Source organism: Streptomyces laurentii (genome assembly GCF_040635425.1).
Lineage (GTDB): Bacteria > Actinomycetota > Actinomycetes > Streptomycetales > Streptomycetaceae > Streptomyces > Streptomyces laurentii.
In genome coordinates, this window is record NZ_JBEYHT010000017.1 from 47,790 (window position 1) to 64,906 (window position 17,117).

Consider the following 17,117-nt stretch of genomic DNA (forward strand, 5'->3'; position numbering starts at 1 on the left):
ATGGAGGTACCCCGATCCGGCGGTTTGGCCGAAGTGTGTATGGACCGAATAGGTGCCTCGGGCATGTAGTGGAAGCGGCGCCACAACAGAAACCGAGATCCACCACCGCCCTCTGCGAGGTCCTTCATGACCGAAGCCGTGGCTTTTCCTCAGAATCGAAGCTGTCCCTACCACCCGCCGACCGCCTACGAGCCCCTGCGCGAGGAGCGTCCGCTGTCGCGGGTGACGCTGTGGAACGGGCGTCAGGTCTGGTTCGTGACCGGGCACCAGGCCGCCCGCGCGCTGCTCGGGGACCAGCGGCTGTCCACCGACTCGACGCGGGAGGACTTCCCGCTGCCGACCGAGCGGTCCGAGTCGCTGCGCCGACAGCGCCGCGGGGCGCTCCTCGGCTGGGACGACCCGGAGCACAACGAGCAGCGGCGCATGCTGATCCCGAGCTTCACCCTGCGGCGGGCCGAGAGCATGCGGCCCCGCATCCAGGCGATCGTGGACCGGTTGCTGGACGACATGATCGCGGCCGGGCCGTCGGCCGAACTGGTCGGCGCGTTCGCGCTGCCCGTGCCGTCGATGGTGATCTGCGAGCTGCTCGGGGTGCCGTACGGAGACCACGAGTTCTTCGAGGAGCAGTCGCGCCGGCTGCTGCGAGGTCCCGCCGCCGAGGACATCGAGAAGGCGTTCCGGTCGCTGGAAGGCTATTTCGGCGAGCTGATCGAGACCAAGCGGACCGACCCGGGCGAGGGGGTGATCGACGACCTGGTCGCCCGGCAGCGCGAGGAAGGCAGGCCGGACGACGACGAGTTGGTGCAGTTCGCCACGGTCCTGCTGGTGGCGGGGCACGAGACCACCGCGAACATGATCTCGCTGGCGACGTACACGCTGCTCGAACACCCCGCGCGGCTAGCGGAGTTGCGGGCCGACCCGGGGCTCGTCCCGGCGGCCGTGGAGGAACTGCTCCGCTTCCTGTCCATCGCGGACGGGCTCGTCCGGGTCGCCCGTGAGGACGTGCCGGTCGGGGACCAGGTGATCCGGGCGGGTGAGGGCGTGGTGTTCCCGACGTCCCTGATCAACCGGGACGACTCGGTGTACGAGCACCCCGACACCCTGGACTGGTCGCGTTCGGCCCGGCACCATGTGGCGTTCGGCTTCGGCATCCACCAGTGCCTGGGGCAGAACCTGGCGCGGATCGAACTGGAGATCGCGCTGGGCACACTGCTGCGCAGGCTGCCCGGTCTGCGCCTGGCCGCCCCCGCCGACCGGATCCCGTTCAAGCCCGGGGACACCATTCAGGGGATGCTCGAACTGCCCGTCACCTGGTAGGCGGAGCGATGCCGTGGGCGGCCCCACCCCGCCCGCGGCACCCGGTCATCAGGCCCCGGTTACTTCCAAGGCCCCGTCACCGCGAACGTCGTCCCCGGCGTGTAGCAGTTGACGTACATCGTCGCCCCGTCCGGCGAGAACGTGACGCCCGCGAACTCGCCCCACTCCGGAGCTTCCGGCGTGCCGATGTTCTGGGCCCCGCGTGCCACCGCGTACACCTCGCCCTTCCTGCTCACGCCGAAGACGTGCTGCGCGCCCTCGCCGTCCTCGCACACCATCAGGCCGCCCGTCGGCGCCAGGCAGATGTTGTCCGGCGACTCGCCCGGCAGCCGCACGTTCGTGCCCGGCCCGAAGACCACGACCAGCGTCAGCCGGCGCGGCCCCGGCTCGTACTTCCACACCTGCCCGTAGTGGGTCGCCGCCGAGCCGTCCTTCGCCCGGGCGAACGACGACACGAAGTAGACCGCCTGCCCGCCCCAGTAGCAGCCCTCCAGCTTCTGCGCGTGCGTGATCCCCTTCGATCCGAAGTCCTGGTTCCTGATGGGGGTTTCGGCCGCCATCGGATCCGGTACGGGCACCCACTGGATCCCCTCGAACCGTGTCCCCGGCTCCTGTACCACCGACAGGTCCGGCACCCCCGGTACCCGCATCGCCTCAAGCGCGCCGCCCGCGCGCAGCGAACCCGTCCCGCCCAGCGGCTTGTTCGGCAGGAAGCGGTAGAAGAGGCCGAAGGGCTTGTCGAACGCGTCCTCCGTCTCGTAGACGATCCCGTTGCGCGGGTCGATCGCGATCGCCTCGTGCTGGAAGCGGCCCATCGCCGTCAGCGGGACCGCTCCGGTGCGGTGCGGGTCGGCGCCGTCGACCTCGAAGATGAAGCCGTGGTCCTTGGTGTAGCCGCTCGTGCCCGCCCGGTCCTCGGTCTCCTCGCAGGTCAGCCACGTCCGCCAAGGGGTGGGCCCGCCCGCGCAGTTGACCGCCGTCCCGGCGATGCCGACGCGCTCGCCGAGCACGTTGTCGCGCCCGTCCAGCTCCAGGACCGTACAGCCGCCCTTGGCCCCCGGGTCGTACGTCAGACCGGCCACGGTCGGCACCCCGATCAGTCCGGTGGCCCGGTTCTCGTGATTGCGCACCAGGTGCACCCGGCCGCGCCGGCCCGCGAAGGCGCCCATGCCGTCGTGGTTGCTGGGCACCAGCCCTTCGCCGGACCGCAGTTGATCGCCCTGCCGCGACAGGACCTTGTACGAGAAGCCGGCCGGCAGGTCGAGCAGTCCGGCCGGGTCGGCGACCAGCGGACCGTATCCGGCGTGGTTCCCGCCGAGCGGACCGGCACCCGAAGGGCCCCCACCCGAAGTGCCGCCCCCGGCCGCCGCGGCTGTGCCCGCGAAGAGTTCGGAGAAGGCGCCGGCGAAGGCGATGCCGGCGACGGACGCGCCCGTCCCGGCGAGGATCTGACGTCGTGTTGCGGAAGAACGTTCGGCGAACATGAGGCAACGACCCGCTTTCTGCAAAGGAACAGAGAAGGGTGTGACGTGTGACCCGCATGTGTGTACCACGCACGGTGGTGACACGTGAACCACGCGGGCCACACGCTGCCTCAAGGAAGAACCTCACGGAGGAACCTCAAGGAAGAGCCTCGGGGAGGAACCTCAGAGAAGAGACTCAGGGAGCCTCAGGCCGAGAAGGCGGCCCCCGCTCAAGCCAGCTCGGCCGACAGGGTGATCGTCGTCCCCGTCAGCGCCTGGCTCACCGGGCAGTTCTTCTTCGCGTCCTCCGCGAACGACTGGAACTGCGCCGCGTCGATGCCGTCCACCTGGCCGCGCACGGACAGGTGGATGCCCGTGATGCCCGTGCCCGGCTGGAAGGTGACGTCCGCCTTGGTCTCCAGACGGGTCGGCGGGTTCCCGGCGCCCGCGAGCGCGTGGGAGAGGGCCATGGAGTAGCAGGCGGAGTGCGCGGCGGCGATGAGCTCCTCCGGGCTGGTCTTGCCGTTCGCCTGCTCGGCGCGCGACGGCCAGGAGACCGGGTACTTGCCGATGCCGGAGGAGTCGAGGCTGACGACCCCCTCCCCCTTCATGAGGTCGCCCTGCCAGACGGTGTGGGCGTGACGCACGGTGGCCATGTGTATCCCTTTCGCTTGGGGTACGGCCCAAGCTACTGCGCCACCAGCCCCTTCGCGTCCCGCGCGAGGGCGGTGAGCCGGGAGATCGCCCGGAAGTACTTCTTCTTGTACCCGCCGTTCAGCATCTCGTCGCTGAACAGCTTGTCGAAGGGCAGGCCGGAGGCGAGCACGGGTATCTCGCGGTCGTAGAGCCGGTCGGCGAGCACGACGAGCCGCAGCGCGGTCGACTGGTCGGGGACCGCCCGCACGTCGGTGAGGCACACCGCCGTCAGGTCCTCGGTCAGCGCGCTGTACCGGCTCGGGTGGACCTTGGCCAGGTGATCGAGCAGGTGCGGGAAGTCGTCGAGGGAGGCACCCGGCGTGGCGTACGCGGTCCGGGTGACGGTCTCGTCGTCGTACGGCGCGGGGGCCTCGGGCAGCCCGCGGTGGCGGTAGTCCTGGCCGTCGATCCGCAGCGGCCGGAAGTGCGCGGACAGGCCCTGGATCTCGCGCAGGAAGTCGGCGGCGGCGAACCGGCCCTCGCCGAGCTTGCCCGGCAGGGTGTTGGAGGTCGCGGCGAGCGCCACGCCCTCGTCGACGAGCTTGCCGAGCAGGCTGGAGACGAGGACGGTGTCGCCCGGGTCGTCCAGCTCGAACTCGTCGATGCACAGCAGCCGGTGTCCGCTGAGGGTGCGCACGGTCTGCTGGAAGCCGAGGGCGCCGACCAGGTTGGTCAGCTCGACGAAGGTGCCGAAGGCCTTGAGCGCGGGCTCGGCCGGGGTGGCGTGCCAGAGGGAGGCGAGGAGGTGGGTCTTGCCGACGCCGTACCCGCCGTCGAGGTAGACGCCGCGCGGTCCGGCCGCCGCGGCCGGCTTCTTCGGGGCGCGGGAGAACCAGCGCCGCCGCCCCTCGCCGGAGGCGTGGGCGCCGCCGAGGCCCGCGGCGAAGTCGGAGAGGACCTGGACGGCCTGGGTCTGGCTGGGCTGGTTCGGGTCCGGGATGTACGTGTCGAAACGCACCGAGTCGAACCGGGGCGGCGGCACCATCTCCGCCACCAGGCGGTCGGCGGGGACGTGGGGCTCACGCGAACACAGCGAGAGCGGGGCGGCCTCGATGGGCGCCGCTTCGGTTATGGCACGGGTCGACACAGTTATCCACTGTAAGCGCCATGTCAGACTGCGAGGATGCGACGCCTGTTCCCTGTGACGGACATGACATCCACGACGCCGCCGCGCGCGGCCGGTGACACCGCCGGTACAACCTCTTCCGCTTCCGCGGACGCGGCCGTGACCGGCGCCGACCGGGAGTGGACCCTGGACGAGCTGGCCGACGCCTACGCGTACCCCGACCCGCTTCCGGAGGGTGCCTCCTGGCTGCGCGCCAACATGGTCTCCTCGCTCGACGGCGCCGGCCAGCACGACGGCCGCTCCCAGCCGCTGTCCTCGGACGCCGACATGCGGGTCTTCGGCACCTTGCGGGCGCTCGCCGACGTCGTGATCGTCGGCGCCGAGACCGTACGGCAGGAGGGCTACCGTCCCGCCCGGGCGCGGGAGGCCTTCGCGGAGCGCCGGGCTGCGGCGGGGCAGGGCCCGGCGCCGGTGATCGCGGTGGTGACGGCCTCGATGGAGCTGGACTTCTCGCTGCCGCTGTTCACCGAGCCGCTGGTGCCGACCCTGGTCCTGACCGGTGCCGCGTCCTCCCCGGAGCGCCGGGCGGAGGCCGAGCGGGCGGGCGTGGAGGTGGTGATCGCGGGCGACGGCCGTGACGTCCAGCCGCTGGAGGCGGTGGCGGCGCTCGCCGAGCGCGGGCTGCGGCGCCAGCTGACCGAGGGCGGGCCGACGCTGCTCGGCCAGTTCGTGGCGGCGGGAGTGCTCGATGAGCTGTGCCTGAGCCTGTCGCCGACCATGACGGCGGGCGGTGCGCAGCGGATCGCCGGGGGCCCGGTGATCGCGGTTCCGCAACGCTTCGCCGTGGCATCGGTACTGGAGCAGGACGGCTTCCTCTTCACCCGCTACCGTCGGATCTGACAATCGGCGGAATTAGTCGTTCCGCTTACTTTGCGCTGGGCAGACTTACCCTCGCAGTCCCCGGTCCCGCATCCCGTGCGGGCACGGGGAAGGATGGTTTCCGCAGAAGGGCTCCTGAGGTGTTCACAAGCGTTCTGATGATCGAGAAGCCCTTGACGGCCGTCGACGTGGAGTTCGTCACCACTCTGCACGGCGACGAGGGCGTGTCCTTCATCGTCCTGATGCAGCCGCGTGGTGACCAGGCCGACGTACTGCTGCGCGCCATCGACGACGTCGCCATGGGCGATCTGAAGGAAGCGGCCCGCGAGCGCGACGAGCTGGAGGGCAAGGCCGCGCTCGCCCCCGCCGAGACGGCCCTGGAGGTCTCGCTGCAGGCCCTGCGGGCCGCGGGATGCGACGCGGTCGGAGAGGTGATCGAGGATCACCCGCTGGACAAGATGAAGAGCGTCGTCGACGGGTCCGAGGCCGACGAGGTGATCGTGCTGACGGCCCCGCACTACGTCGAGGAGTTCTTCCACCGCGACTGGGCCTCCCGCGCCCGCCACAAGGTGGGTGTCCCGGTTCTGAAGCTGTTCGCGCACAGCGAGTGACTCCGGACACGACCTGACGCGGCGCGGGCGCCCGGGGCCACCGCTCCCCGGGCGCCCGCCCGCCATCGCCTAGGCTGGGCCCGCATTCGTCACACACGGACACGGACTGACCCAGGGGAGAACCGCATGGCACCCGCCATCCCTGCCGCCATGGAACGGCCGCACTTCATCGGCATCGGCGGTGCCGGAATGTCGGGCATCGCGAAGATCCTCGCCCAGCGCGGCGCCAAGGTCGCCGGCAGCGACGCCAGGGAGTCCGCCACCGCCGACGCGCTGCGCGCCCTGGGCGTCACCGTGCACATCGGCCACGCCGCCGAGCACCTGGCCGACGACGCCTCCGCCGTCGTCGTCTCCAGCGCCATCCGTGCCGACAACCCCGAGCTGGCCCGCGCCGCCGAGCTGGACATCCCGGTCGTCCACCGCTCCGACGCGCTCGCCTCCCTCATGGACGGCCTCGGCGCCATCGCGGTCGCCGGCACCCACGGCAAGACCACCACCACCTCCATGCTGGCCGTCGCGCTCACCGAGCTGGGTCTCGACCCCTCGTACGCGATCGGCGGCGACCTCGCGGGCCCCGGCACCAACGCCCGGCACGGCGAGGGCGAGATCTTCGTCGCCGAGGCCGACGAGAGCGACCGCAGCTTCCAGAAGTACGACCCGTCGGTCGCGATCGTCCTCAACGTCGAGCTGGACCACCACGCCAACTACGCCTCCATGGACGAGATCTACGAGTCCTTCGAGGCGTTCGCCGCCAAGATCCGTCCCGGCGGCACCCTGGTCGTCGGCGAGCACGCGGGCGCCCGCGAGCTGGCCGGCCGCGTCTCCGGCGACAAGGACCTGGTCGTCCGTACGGTCGGCGAGGACGAGACCTCCGACGTGTGGATCCGCACGATCGAGCCGAAGGGCATGACCAGCGAGGTCGTCGTGGTCATGGACGGCGTCGAGTACGTCTTCACCGTCTCCGTGCCCGGCCGCCACTACGCCCACAACGCCGCCGCGGCCCTCGCCGCCGGCGCCGCGGCGGGCGTCGACCCGGCCGCGCTCGCCCAGGCCCTCACCGCGTACACCGGTGTCGGCCGCCGCCTCCAGCTCAAGGGCGAGGCCGCGGGCGTGCAGGTCATCGACTCGTACGCGCACCACCCCACCGAGATGACCGCCGACCTGGAGGCCATGCGCGGCGCCGTCGGCGACTCGCGCCTCCTGGTGGTCTTCCAGCCGCACCTGTTCTCCCGCACCCAGGAGCTGGGCCGCGAGATGGGCGACGCGCTCGCGCTCGCCGACGCGTCGGTCGTCCTCGACATCTACCCGGCCCGCGAGGACCCGATCCCGGGCGTCACCAGCGAGGTGATCATCGACGCGGCCCGCGCGGCCGGCGCCGGCGTCACGCCCGTCCACGACAAGGCCACTGTCCCGGACGTGATCGCGGGAATGGTCCGGCCCGGTGACTTCGTTCTCACCATGGGCGCGGGCGACGTCACGGACCTCGGCCCGAAGATCCTCGCCCGCCTGTCCAACTGATCATCTGAGGGAGGCGGACATGGCCGATTACGAGGTCCAGAAGACCGACGAGGAATGGCAGGCCCAGCTGACGCCGTCCGAGTACCAGGTGCTCCGGCTCGCCGGCACCGAGCCCGCGTTCCGCGGCGCGTACACGGACACGAAGACCAAGGGCGTCTACGCCTGTCGCGCCTGCGGCGCCGAACTCTTCACGTCCGAGGAGAAGTTCGAGTCGCACTGCGGCTGGCCTTCCTTCTTCGACCCGAAGGACAGCGAGGCCGTCGAGCTGATCGCCGACACGTCCCACGGCATGATCCGTACCGAGGTGCGCTGCGCCCGCTGCGGTTCGCACCTGGGGCACGTCTTCGAGGGGGAGGGGTACCCGACCCCGACCGACCAGCGGTACTGCATCAACTCGATCTCGCTCCGTCTGGAGACCGAGGAGAGCTGATCCGGGGCCGTCCGGCCCCTTGTACGACCTCTAGGATCGTCTGACGTTTTGCCGGCGGGCGGTCGGACAGCGAAGCCTGCCCGACCGCCCGCCGCGCAACGCCCGCGCCCAGCCGTACGTCGAGGGGCCGGGCATCGTCGACGAGAGGAACGTTCATGCGTGCTCGCATCATCGGAACGGCCGCCGCGACGGCCCTGGCGGCCGTGGCAGCCCGCGACCTCGTCCAGAAGAAGCACGCGCTGCTCAGAAACTTCCCCGTGGTCGGCCACGCCCGCTACCTGCTGGAGCGGATCGGGCCGGAGCTGCGGCAGTACGTCGTGACGTCCAACGAGGAAGAGCGCCCGTTCAGCCGCGACCAGCGCACCTGGATCTACGCGTCGGCCAAGGGCGAGAACAACTACTTCGGCTTCGGCACGGACGTCGACGTCGAGCACGTGCAGGGTCACGCGTACGTGAAGCAGCGAACGTTCGCCGGTACGCTGCCCGACCTGACGGATCCGCAGGCTCCGCTGCCCTCGGCGAAGGTGCTCGGCGGCCCGCGCGGGCGCGCCAAGGCGTTCCGCCCGGCGAGCGTCGTCAACATCTCGGCGATGAGCTTCGGCTCGCTGTCCGGTGCGGCGATCACGGCGCTCAACAAGGGTGCGGCGCTGGCCGGCACGATGCACAACACGGGCGAGGGCGGCCTGTCCTCGTACCACCGCAACGGCGGTGATCTCGTGCTCCAGATCGGCACCTCGTACTTCGGCTGCCGCAACGAGGACGGCACCTTCAACCTCGACAAGCTCAAGGACGTCGTCGCCGGCGCCCCGGTCAAGGCCATCGAGATCAAGCTCTCCCAGGGCGCCAAGCCCGGCCTCGGCGGCATGCTGCCGGCCGCCAAGGTGACCCCCGAGATCGCCGGGATACGCGGCATCCCGGTCGGCGAGGACTGCGCGTCCCCCTCCCGGCACACCGCGTTCCACGACGTCGACTCGATGCTCGACTTCGTCGAACTGCTCGCCGCCGAGACCGGACTGCCGGTCGGCATCAAGAGCGCCGTGGGCGAGATGAGCTTCTGGGAGGAGCTGGCCACGAGGATGTCCCGGGGCGACCGGGGCGTCGACTTCGTGACCGTCGACGGCGGCGAGGGCGGCACCGGAGCGGCGCCGCTGATCTTCTCCGACTCGGTGTCGCTGCCGTTCCGGATGGGCTTCTCCCGGGTCTACGGCACGTTCGCCGAGCGCGGTCTGACCGACGACCTCACCTTCATCGGCTCGGGCAAGCTCGGCCTGCCCGAGAACGCCGCGGTCGCCTTCGCCCTGGGCGTCGACATGATCAACGTGGCCCGCGAGGCCATGCTGTCCATCGGCTGCATCCAGGCGCAGAAGTGCCACACCGACAAGTGCCCCACGGGCATCGCCACGCAGAACCCGTGGCTGGTACGCGGTGTCGACGCGCCCTCGAAGGCCACCCGCGCGGCCGTCTACCTGCGCACCCTGCGCAAGGAGCTGCTGAAGGTCTCGGGCGCCGTCGGCGTCGCCCACCCGGGCCTCATCACGACGAACGACATCGAGATCATGAACGGCGACTACGACGCCCGCAGCCTGGCGAGCGTCTACGGGTACAAGGACGGCTGGGGCGAGCTCGGCCCGGAGGCGGCGCGGGAGATCACCGCCCTGGTCACCCGGTAGGTCCCGTAGGCCCCGTAGGCCCCAGGAGTGTCCGGTGAGCCGGCCGGCGCGCACGCGCCGCGCCGGCTCACGCGTGTCCGGGCGTCAGGGGGGCGCGCCGTGCCCTGCCGCCCGCCGTCCAGCAGACCCTGCGGGATCCGGCGGGATCCGGCCAATGCCGGAGCCCCGGCCGACGACACCGACTGGCGGGACGTTCGCGACGACGCTCAGGAGTTCGTCGACGAACACCCTTGGGGCGGCGGGGCCGTCGAGGCGCTGAAGCGGGACATCCAGAAGCTCGACTACTACTGCGCGTCCTGATTTCGACGCCCGGAACGATCGGCCACGAGGAACAGGACTACTGTCGGTCGCCGTCCATGTACCTTTCGTGACGGATCCGAGGTTCCCTGATGCTCGACCGACGCTCTCTTCTGCGCACCAGCGGTGTCGCGGCGGCCGGCGCGCTCGTCGCCGCCGCCGCTTCGCCGCCCTCCTTCGCCGCCGCCGTGGCGCCGAAGTCTCTCTCGCTTCCCGGCTGCCACTACGCGGCGGACTCCGATCCGCACGCCGGTGTCACCCGGGTCGTCCTGCAGGACCACCCCTCGCCCGCCGCGGGCTGGAAGGCCGTGCAGGCCCGCGTGGAGATTCCCGCGCACAAGGAGTCGGGCCGGCACAGTCACCCCGGCGTCGAGATCGGTTACGTGGTCAGCGGAGAGGTCCTGATGGTCTACGACGACCGGGCGCCGCTCCGGTTGCGCGCGGGGGACCCGTTCTTCACCCCGAACGGCGTCGTCCACAATGCGCGCAATGTCGGCATGGGGGAGGCGATGATCGTCTCCTCGTACGTCGTCGACGAGACGAAGCCCCTGGTGACCTACCTGACGGATGACGCGACGGGCGAAGGGGCGTCCGCGCGGCAGTCGGCCGCGCCCTGCCCGACCGGCTGACGGTTCGGTGCCGGGCCCGTTCCGCGGGTCCGGTCAGGGCCGCGGGATCTTCCACAGACAGACGACGTCATCGGGGCTCGCCGACGCGACGAGCGTGCCATCGGGACTGAACGCCAGGTGCAGGACGTTCCCGTCGTTGCCCACCAACCGGTACTTCAGCTTGTTCTCGGCCGTGTCCCAGAGGTTGACCTCAGGGCCGTTGAACACGGCGAGGACGGAGTCGCGAGGGCTGAACTGCACGCTCTGGACCGGTACGACCATCGTCTCGTCGATGGTGCCTCTGAAGCGGCCGTCGGAGGCGTCCCGCAGCTCGACCGTCCGGTTCCTGGCGGCGGTGGCGATGGTCTTGCCGTCGGCGCTGTACGAGAGGCCGTAGACCTCCTCGGTGCTGACCACCTCCTCGCGCGCCTTGCGCCGGGCCACGTCCCAGAGCTGTGCGATGCCCTCGTGGCCGGGGTTCCGGTGACCGTCGTAGCCGACCGTGGCCAGCGTCTTCCCGTCGGGGCTGAACGCCACCTGATTCGCCAGCATGTCGTCGCCGAGTGAGGCGACCCGCTTGCCCAGGTCCGGGCCGGTCCTCGCGTTCCAGAGGGAGGCGCCGCTCGCGCTCGCCGTGGCCAGAAGCCGGCCGTCGGGGCTGAACGCCACGTGACGAGGTGTGAGGGTGTTCGCCGGCCGGCTCAGGCTCACTGGGGCCGTGCCGGCGACTCTCCGCCCGGCGGCTCCCCGCCCGGCGACTCGCCCTCCGGCCGCCCATCGTCCGGCAGCTCCCCGTCCCCGCCCCGCGCCGCCGCGCACGCCGGGCACAGCCCCCGGTACGTCACGTCCGCCCCCGTCACCGTGAACCCGAAGCGTTCTCCCTCCGGCAGCACGTCCAGCGGATTCCCCTGGGGGTGGACGTCCTTGACCGTGCCGCAGCCCGCGCAGACCAGATGCTGGTGCGCCCGCAGCACGTTCGGGTCGTAGCGCTTGGCGCGCCCGACGCTCGACACCTCGACCACCTCGCCGAGCGCGACCAGCTCGCCCAGCGTGTTGTACACGGTCGCGCGCGAGATCTCGGGCAGTCTCGCAGTGGCACGGGTCAGTACCTCGTCCGCCGTGAGGTGGATGTGCTCGCCGTCGAGGACCTCGGCGACCACGCGGCGCTGGGCGGTCATCCGCCAGCCGCGAAGGCGAAGCCGTTCCAGCAGGTTGCTCATGGTCACCAGCCTTGCTGTGCGAGTAACGCGCTACTACCCCGACCGTACGAGTCCGGCTGTCATCTTGACTTGGACTGTGTCCATATTAGGATCGACTCCAGTAGTAGCCAAGAGGGTGCGCGCCGGTATCCGACGTCTACCCCCGAACACCGACGCCTCAGCAGTCCCCCCAGCTCCGTGAGCCGAATGGTTCGGAAGGAAAGTCCGATGTCTGAGCAGAAGCACGATCCACTTGTCACCGAAGACGGGGCGACGGAAGGTACGGGCGGCTGCCCGGTCGCGCACGGCCGCGCCGCGCACCCGACCCAGGGCGGCGGCAACCGCCAGTGGTGGCCGGACCGGCTCAACCTGAAGATCCTCGCGAAGAACCCCGCCGTGTCGAACCCGCTCGGAGGCGACTTCGACTACGCGGAGGCGTTCAACGCCCTCGACCTCGCGGCCGTCAAGCAGGACATCGCCGAGGTCCTCACCGACTCCAAGGACTGGTGGCCCGCCGACTTCGGCAACTACGGCCCGTTGATGATCCGTATGGCCTGGCACAGCGCCGGCACGTACCGCGTCCGTGACGGCCGCGGCGGCGCGGGCCACGGCCAGCAGCGCTTCGCCCCCATCAACAGCTGGCCGGACAACGTCGGCCTCGACAAGGCCCGCCGTCTCCTCTGGCCGGTCAAGAAGAAGTACGGCAAGTCGCTCTCCTGGGCCGACCTGATGATCCTCACCGGCAACGTCGCCCTGGAGACCATGGGCTTCGACACCTTCGGCTTCGGCGGCGGCCGCGTCGACGACTGGGAGCCCGACGAGGACGTCTACTGGGGCCCGGAGACCGAGTGGCTCGGCGACGAGCGCTACACCGGCGACCGCGACCTGGAGAACCCGCTCGCCGCCGTCCAGATGGGCCTCATCTACGTCAACCCCGAGGGCCCCAACGGCAACCCGGACCCGATCGCCGCGGCCCGCGACATCCGCGAGACCTTCGCCCGCATGGCCATGGACGACGAGGAGACCGTCGCCCTCATCGCCGGCGGCCACACCTTCGGCAAGACCCACGGCGCCGGCCCGGCCGACCACGTCGGTGCCCTGCCCGAGGACGCGCCGATGGAGCAGATGGGCCTCGGCTGGAAGAGCACGTACGGCACCGGCTCCGGCAAGGACGCCATCGGCTCGGGCCTGGAGGTCACCTGGACCACCACCCCGACCCAGTGGGGCCAGGGCTTCTGGAAGAACCTCTTCGAGTACGACTACGAGCTCACCAAGAGCCCGGCCGGCGCCCACCAGTGGGTCGCCAAGGACGCCCCGGAGACCGTCCCGGACGCGTTCGACTCGGAGAAGAAGCACCGTCCGACGATGCTCACGACGGACCTGTCGCTCCGCTTCGACCCGATCTACGAGCCGATCTCGCGGCGCTTCTACGAGGACCCGGAGGCGTTCAAGGACGCCTTCGCCCGCGCCTGGTTCAAGCTCACCCACCGTGACATGGGCCCGGTCGTCCGCTACCTCGGCCCGGAGGTCCCGAGCGAGGAGCTGCTCTGGCAGGACCCGCTGCCGGAGCGTACGTACGAGCTGATCGACGCCGCCGACGCCGCCTCCCTCAAGGAGAAGGTCCTCGGCACCGGCCTCACCGTCGCGCAGCTCGCCGGCGCCGCCTGGTCCGCCGCCGCCTCCTTCCGCGGCAGCGACAAGCGCGGTGGCGTCAACGGCGGCCGTGTCCGCCTGGAGCCGCAGGCCAGCTGGGAGGTCAACAACCCCGACGAGCTGGCCCAGGTCCTGCGCGCCCTGGAGGGCGTGAAGGACGCGTTCGACGCGGAGTCCGGTGCGAAGCGGGTCTCCCTCGCCGACCTCCTCGTCCTCGCGGGCAACGCGGCCGTCGAGAAGGCCGCCAAGGACGCCGGCACCCCCGTCGAGGTCCCGTTCCACGCGGGCCGCGTCGACGCCTCCGCCGAGCAGACGGACGTCGCCTCGTTCTCGGTCATGGAGCCGAGCGCGGACGGCTTCCGCAACTACCTGGGCAAGGGCCTGCGCCTCCCCGCCGAGTACCTGCTCGTCGACAAGGCCAACCTGCTCACCTTGTCCGCCCCGGAGATGACGGTCCTGGTCGGCGGCCTGCGCGCGCTGGGCGTGACCCAGCCGCAGACCTCGTACGGCGTCCTCACCGAGCGCCCCGGCGCGCTGACGAACGACTTCTTCGTCAACATCCTCGACATGGACACGACCTGGAAGTCCACCTCGGACGACCAGACCACGTTCGAGGGCCGCGACGCGGCGGGCGAGGTCAAGTGGACGGCCACCCGCGCCGACCTGGTCTTCGGTGCCAACTCCGAGCTGCGCGCCGTCTCCGAGGTGTACGCCGCGGACGACGCGAAGCAGAAGTTCGTCGAGGACTTCGCGGCGGCCTGGGGCAAGGTCATGGAGCTGGACCGGTTCGACCTGCACCGCTGACCGGTGGCACTGACCGCCGGTGGCACTACCGGTCGCACTGACCGGTAGTGCCGACCGGTAGCGCGAGGCCCTGACGCTCCGGCGGCTTTCAGGGGTCACCGCGACACGTGGTCGTGTGGAACAGGCCGTAACCGGCTTGTGTGAGCGCCCGGCTGGGATTTCCCAGCCGGGCGTCTCGCGTGGGTGGGGGTGACCGTTCGTCGCGTGATTGCCGCCGTTCGTCGGCAAAGTCGCGAGGAAGGGCTCCCGGCGTGTCCGCGCGTGCCGCACAGTAACCGTCCGGCGAGAGACACAGTCGCCCCTCGCCCTTTGTGGGGAGTGGCCGAAGGCAGCCGGGCTGTCGGTCTTGGCGTTGAGTTCCTCAAGTAAGAGTGAGGTACGTAGCACTGCCGACGATGGGTGTGTTTCGGCCACTAGCCTTCCGCGCAAGCGCCACGAATGAAATGAACGAAAGGCACGTCGACGTGTCCCGTACCAATCCCCGCAGCATTGCCGTATGGCTGCTGGTAGCAGCCCTCGGCGCCGCCGGTTGGGCAGCCATCGCCCTCGCTCGCGGTGAGATGATTTCGGCCATCTGGATCGTCGCCGCGGCGGTCGGGTCCTATCTGATCGCCCAGCGGTTCTACGCCCGGTTCATCGCCCGCAAGGTGCTCCGTGTCGACGACACTCGTGCGACCCCGGCGGAGCGGCACAACGACGGCGTGGACTACCACCCGACCGACAAGCGGGTGCTCTTCGGCCACCACTTCGCGGCGATCGCGGGCGCCGGCCCGCTGGTCGGCCCCGTGCTGGCCGCGCAGATGGGCTACCTTCCCGGCACCATCTGGATCATCGTCGGCGTGATCTTCGCGGGTGCGGTCCAGGACATGGTCGTGCTCTTCTTCTCGACCCGCCGCAACGGCAAGTCGCTCGGCCAGATGGCCCGTGACGAGATCGGCCGGATCGGCGGCATCGCCGCCCTGATCGCGGTCTTCGCGATCATGATCATCATTCTGGCCGTGCTGGCGCTGGTCGTCGTGCAGTCGCTCTCCCACTCCGCGTGGGGCACCTTCTCCATCGGCATGACGATCCCGATCGCCCTGTTCATGGGCGGCTACCTGCGGTTCCTGCGCCCCGGCCGGGTCACCGAGGTCAGCCTGATCGGCGTGGTGCTGCTGCTCGCCGCCATCATGGGCGGCCGCTGGGTCTCCGAGTCCTCCTTCGCGGACGCCTTCGTCCTGAGCCCGAAGACCCTGGTGATCTGCCTGGTGGTCTACGGCTTCGTGGCCGCCGTGCTGCCGGTGTGGATGCTGCTGGCCCCGCGTGACTACCTGTCCACCTTCATGAAGATCGGCACGATCGTGCTGCTCGCCGTGGGTGTGCTGGTCGCCAACCCGGACCTCACTGTCCCGTCCGTCTCCGAGTTCGCCGCCAGCGGCACCGGTCCGGTGTTCGCCGGTGCGATGTTCCCGTTCGCCTTCATCACCATCGCCTGTGGCGCCCTGTCCGGCTTCCACTCCCTGATCTCGGCCGGCACCACGCCGAAGATGATCCAGAAGGAGAGCCAGATCGCGGGCATCGGCTACGGCTCGATGCTGATGGAGTCCTTCGTCGCGATCATGGCGCTGGTCTGTGCCTGTGTCCTCGACCCGGGTCTGTACTACGCGATGAACGCCCCGGCCGGCGTGCTGGGCGACACCGTCCAGTCGGCCTCCCAGGCGGTGCAGGGCTTCGGCTTCACCATCAGCCCCGAGGCGCTGCAGCACGCCGCCGACCAGGTCGGCGAGGAGAGCCTGATCGCCCGCACCGGCGGCGCCCCGACGCTGGCCGTCGGCATGTCGATGATCCTCGCCAAGGCGTTCGGCTCCACCGGCATGATGTCCTTCTGGTATCACTTCGCCCTGATGTTCGAGGCGCTCTTCATCCTGACCGCGGTGGACGCCGCGACCCGGGTCGGCCGCTTCATGCTGCAGGACACCATCGGCAACGTGATCCCGCGCTTCCGCGACAAGAACTGGAAGCCGGCCATCTGGCTCTGCTCCGCGATCGTCGTGCTGTGCTGGGGCTACTTCCTGTGGGTCGGCGTCAGTGACCCGCTGGGCGGCATCAACCAGCTGTATCCGCTGTTCGGCATCGCCAACCAGCTGCTGGCCTCGATCGCCCTGATCATCTCCACCACGCTGCTGATCAAGTCGGGCCGCGTCAAGTGGGCCTGGGTCACCGCGGTGCCGCTCGCCTGGGCGCTGGCCGTGACCATGACCGCCAGCTACCAGAAGCTCTTCTCCGACAACCCGGCGATCGGCTTCTGGGCCCAGCGTTCCAAGTACGCGGACGCCCTGGAGGCCGGTAAGACCCTCGCCCCGGCGAAGAGCCTCGACCAGATGTCGACGGTGATCACCAACTCCACGGTGACCGGCACGCTGATGGCGGTCTTCGCGGGCCTGACCCTGGTGGTCTTCTTCTCCTGCCTGTGCGTGTCGGTCGCCCACCTGCGCGGCAAGGGCAAGCTGCCGCTGCAGGAGGACCCGTACGTGAAGTCCGAGCTGGAGGTGCCTTCCTTCTCTCTGCGCAAGCCGCGGGCGGACGAGAAGGAGCTGGTCGGCGCCGGGGTCGAATGATGGCCGCCGCTCTGACCCTGCTGAGGGAGGCCGGCGCCCGCGCGTGGTGGTTCCTGCGCGAGCTGAACGGTGAGCACGCGTACGACCGTTACGTGACCCACGCCCGCTCGCACGACCCCGACGCGACGGTGCTCTCCCGGCGGGAGTTCGAGAACCGGCGCGTGGACCGGCGTGACGCCGATCCCCGCGAGGGCGGCTCCTGCTGCTGAATGTCCGGACGCGGGGCCCGTCGCACCCCGCTCGGGCTCTGACGGTCCCCGCGACACCTGCGATGCGCCGGTGCCGCGGGGACCGTGGCGCCCGAGGTCC

General features: G+C 70.5%; 15 protein-coding genes and 1 pseudogene. 11 read left to right on the plus strand and 5 right to left on the minus strand.

Features of this window, described 5'->3' with window-relative positions:
• Nucleotides 1-126 precede the first annotated feature (126 nt).
• Nucleotides 127-1,317 (plus strand): cytochrome P450, encoded by a 1,191-nt coding sequence (locus tag ABZ693_RS13670; protein ID WP_359876088.1) that lies wholly within the window; start codon nt 127-129, stop codon nt 1,315-1,317.
• A 59-nt stretch (nt 1,318-1,376) separates the two neighbouring features.
• Here the strand turns inward: ABZ693_RS13670 and ABZ693_RS13675 are convergent, their stop codons facing one another.
• From ABZ693_RS13675 to zapE, 3 genes are all read right to left on the minus strand, one after another.
• Nucleotides 1,377-2,801 carry an alkaline phosphatase PhoX gene (locus ABZ693_RS13675; protein WP_359876089.1) on the minus strand — a complete coding sequence of 475 codons (1,425 nt, stop codon included), beginning with the start codon at nt 2,799-2,801 and terminating at the stop codon, nt 1,377-1,379.
• 209 nt (nt 2,802-3,010) lie between these two features.
• Nucleotides 3,011-3,436 (minus strand): OsmC family protein, encoded by a 426-nt coding sequence (locus ABZ693_RS13680; protein ID WP_359876091.1) that lies wholly within the window; start codon nt 3,434-3,436, stop codon nt 3,011-3,013.
• 32 nt (nt 3,437-3,468) lie between these two features.
• Nucleotides 3,469-4,563 (minus strand): cell division protein ZapE, encoded by a 1,095-nt coding sequence (zapE, locus tag ABZ693_RS13685; protein ID WP_359876093.1) that lies wholly within the window; start codon nt 4,561-4,563, stop codon nt 3,469-3,471.
• Between the two features lie 63 nt (nt 4,564-4,626).
• On the opposite strand from zapE, the gene ABZ693_RS13690 reads away from it, so the two are divergent.
• The 7 genes from ABZ693_RS13690 (at nt 4,627) to ABZ693_RS13720 (ending at nt 10,576) form a co-directional block, all read left to right on the plus strand.
• The gene (locus ABZ693_RS13690; RefSeq protein WP_435842414.1) at nt 4,627-5,442 is read left to right on the plus strand and encodes a pyrimidine reductase family protein; all 816 of its coding nucleotides are present in this window, start codon (nt 4,627-4,629) and stop codon (nt 5,440-5,442) included.
• Nucleotides 5,443-5,561: 119 nt separating this feature from the next.
• Nucleotides 5,562-6,032, plus strand: coding sequence for an indole-3-glycerol phosphate synthase (locus tag ABZ693_RS13695; RefSeq protein WP_359876096.1), 471 nt, complete (start codon nt 5,562-5,564; stop codon nt 6,030-6,032).
• 126 nt (nt 6,033-6,158) lie between these two features.
• A complete protein-coding gene (murC, locus tag ABZ693_RS13700; protein ID WP_359876098.1) occupies nt 6,159-7,550 on the plus strand; it encodes a UDP-N-acetylmuramate--L-alanine ligase in 1,392 nt (463 codons plus the stop codon).
• A 19-nt stretch (nt 7,551-7,569) separates the two neighbouring features.
• Nucleotides 7,570-7,980 (plus strand): peptide-methionine (R)-S-oxide reductase MsrB, encoded by a 411-nt coding sequence (gene msrB, locus ABZ693_RS13705; protein WP_359876100.1) that lies wholly within the window; start codon nt 7,570-7,572, stop codon nt 7,978-7,980.
• 155 nt (nt 7,981-8,135) lie between these two features.
• Nucleotides 8,136-9,650 carry an FMN-binding glutamate synthase family protein gene (locus tag ABZ693_RS13710; protein ID WP_359876102.1) on the plus strand — a complete coding sequence of 505 codons (1,515 nt, stop codon included), beginning with the start codon at nt 8,136-8,138 and terminating at the stop codon, nt 9,648-9,650.
• A gap of 99 nt (nt 9,651-9,749) precedes the next feature.
• On the plus strand, nt 9,750-9,950 hold the full coding sequence (locus ABZ693_RS13715; protein ID WP_359876103.1) for a hypothetical protein: 201 nt from the start codon (nt 9,750-9,752) through the stop codon (nt 9,948-9,950).
• An 89-nt stretch (nt 9,951-10,039) separates the two neighbouring features.
• The gene (locus tag ABZ693_RS13720; RefSeq protein WP_359876105.1) at nt 10,040-10,576 is read left to right on the plus strand and encodes a cupin domain-containing protein; all 537 of its coding nucleotides are present in this window, start codon (nt 10,040-10,042) and stop codon (nt 10,574-10,576) included.
• Nucleotides 10,577-10,609: 33 nt separating this feature from the next.
• On the opposite strand, the gene ABZ693_RS13725 is transcribed toward ABZ693_RS13720, so the two are convergent.
• Nucleotides 10,610-11,224: a WD40 repeat domain-containing protein gene (locus tag ABZ693_RS13725; protein WP_359876107.1), complete on the minus strand. Its 615-nt coding sequence runs from the start codon at nt 11,222-11,224 to the stop codon at nt 10,610-10,612.
• 143 nt (nt 11,225-11,367) lie between these two features.
• Nucleotides 11,368-11,775 (minus strand): annotated as a pseudogene (locus ABZ693_RS13730) (Fur family transcriptional regulator); the annotation flags it as partial.
• Nucleotides 11,776-11,982: 207 nt separating this feature from the next.
• On the opposite strand from ABZ693_RS13730, the gene katG reads away from it, so the two are divergent.
• The 3 genes from katG to ABZ693_RS13745 all read left to right on the plus strand — a co-directional run bounded on the left by katG (nt 11,983) and on the right by ABZ693_RS13745 (nt 17,017).
• Nucleotides 11,983-14,211 carry a catalase/peroxidase HPI gene (gene katG, locus ABZ693_RS13735; RefSeq protein WP_359876109.1) on the plus strand — a complete coding sequence of 743 codons (2,229 nt, stop codon included), beginning with the start codon at nt 11,983-11,985 and terminating at the stop codon, nt 14,209-14,211.
• Nucleotides 14,212-14,654: 443 nt separating this feature from the next.
• A complete protein-coding gene (locus ABZ693_RS13740) occupies nt 14,655-16,808 on the plus strand; it encodes a carbon starvation CstA family protein (RefSeq protein ID WP_359876110.1) in 2,154 nt (717 codons plus the stop codon).
• Entirely contained in the window at nt 16,808-17,017 is a 210-nt protein-coding gene (locus tag ABZ693_RS13745; protein ID WP_359876112.1) for a YbdD/YjiX family protein, read from the plus strand. The genes ABZ693_RS13740 and ABZ693_RS13745 overlap by 1 nt, the downstream gene beginning before the upstream one ends.
• Nucleotides 17,018-17,117 lie beyond the last annotated feature (100 nt).

Excerpts from the sequence above, each read along its gene's own strand:
- ABZ693_RS13670 (WP_359876088.1), top strand. The coding sequence starts at position 127 with ATGACCGAAGCCGTGGCTTTTCCTCAGAATCGAAGCTGTCCCTACCAC.
- ABZ693_RS13675 (WP_359876089.1), bottom strand. The coding sequence starts at position 2,801 with ATGTTCGCCGAACGTTCTTCCGCAACACGACGTCAGATCCTCGCCGGG.
- ABZ693_RS13680 (WP_359876091.1), bottom strand. The coding sequence starts at position 3,436 with ATGGCCACCGTGCGTCACGCCCACACCGTCTGGCAGGGCGACCTCATG.
- ABZ693_RS13690 (WP_435842414.1), top strand. The coding sequence starts at position 4,627 with ATGACATCCACGACGCCGCCGCGCGCGGCCGGTGACACCGCCGGTACA.
- murC (WP_359876098.1), top strand. The coding sequence starts at position 6,159 with ATGGCACCCGCCATCCCTGCCGCCATGGAACGGCCGCACTTCATCGGC.
- msrB (WP_359876100.1), top strand. The coding sequence starts at position 7,570 with ATGGCCGATTACGAGGTCCAGAAGACCGACGAGGAATGGCAGGCCCAG.
- ABZ693_RS13710 (WP_359876102.1), top strand. The coding sequence starts at position 8,136 with ATGCGTGCTCGCATCATCGGAACGGCCGCCGCGACGGCCCTGGCGGCC.
- ABZ693_RS13720 (WP_359876105.1), top strand. The coding sequence starts at position 10,040 with ATGCTCGACCGACGCTCTCTTCTGCGCACCAGCGGTGTCGCGGCGGCC.
- katG (WP_359876109.1), top strand. The coding sequence starts at position 11,983 with ATGTCTGAGCAGAAGCACGATCCACTTGTCACCGAAGACGGGGCGACG.
- ABZ693_RS13740 (WP_359876110.1), top strand. The coding sequence starts at position 14,655 with ATGAACGAAAGGCACGTCGACGTGTCCCGTACCAATCCCCGCAGCATT.
- ABZ693_RS13745 (WP_359876112.1), top strand. The coding sequence starts at position 16,808 with ATGGCCGCCGCTCTGACCCTGCTGAGGGAGGCCGGCGCCCGCGCGTGG.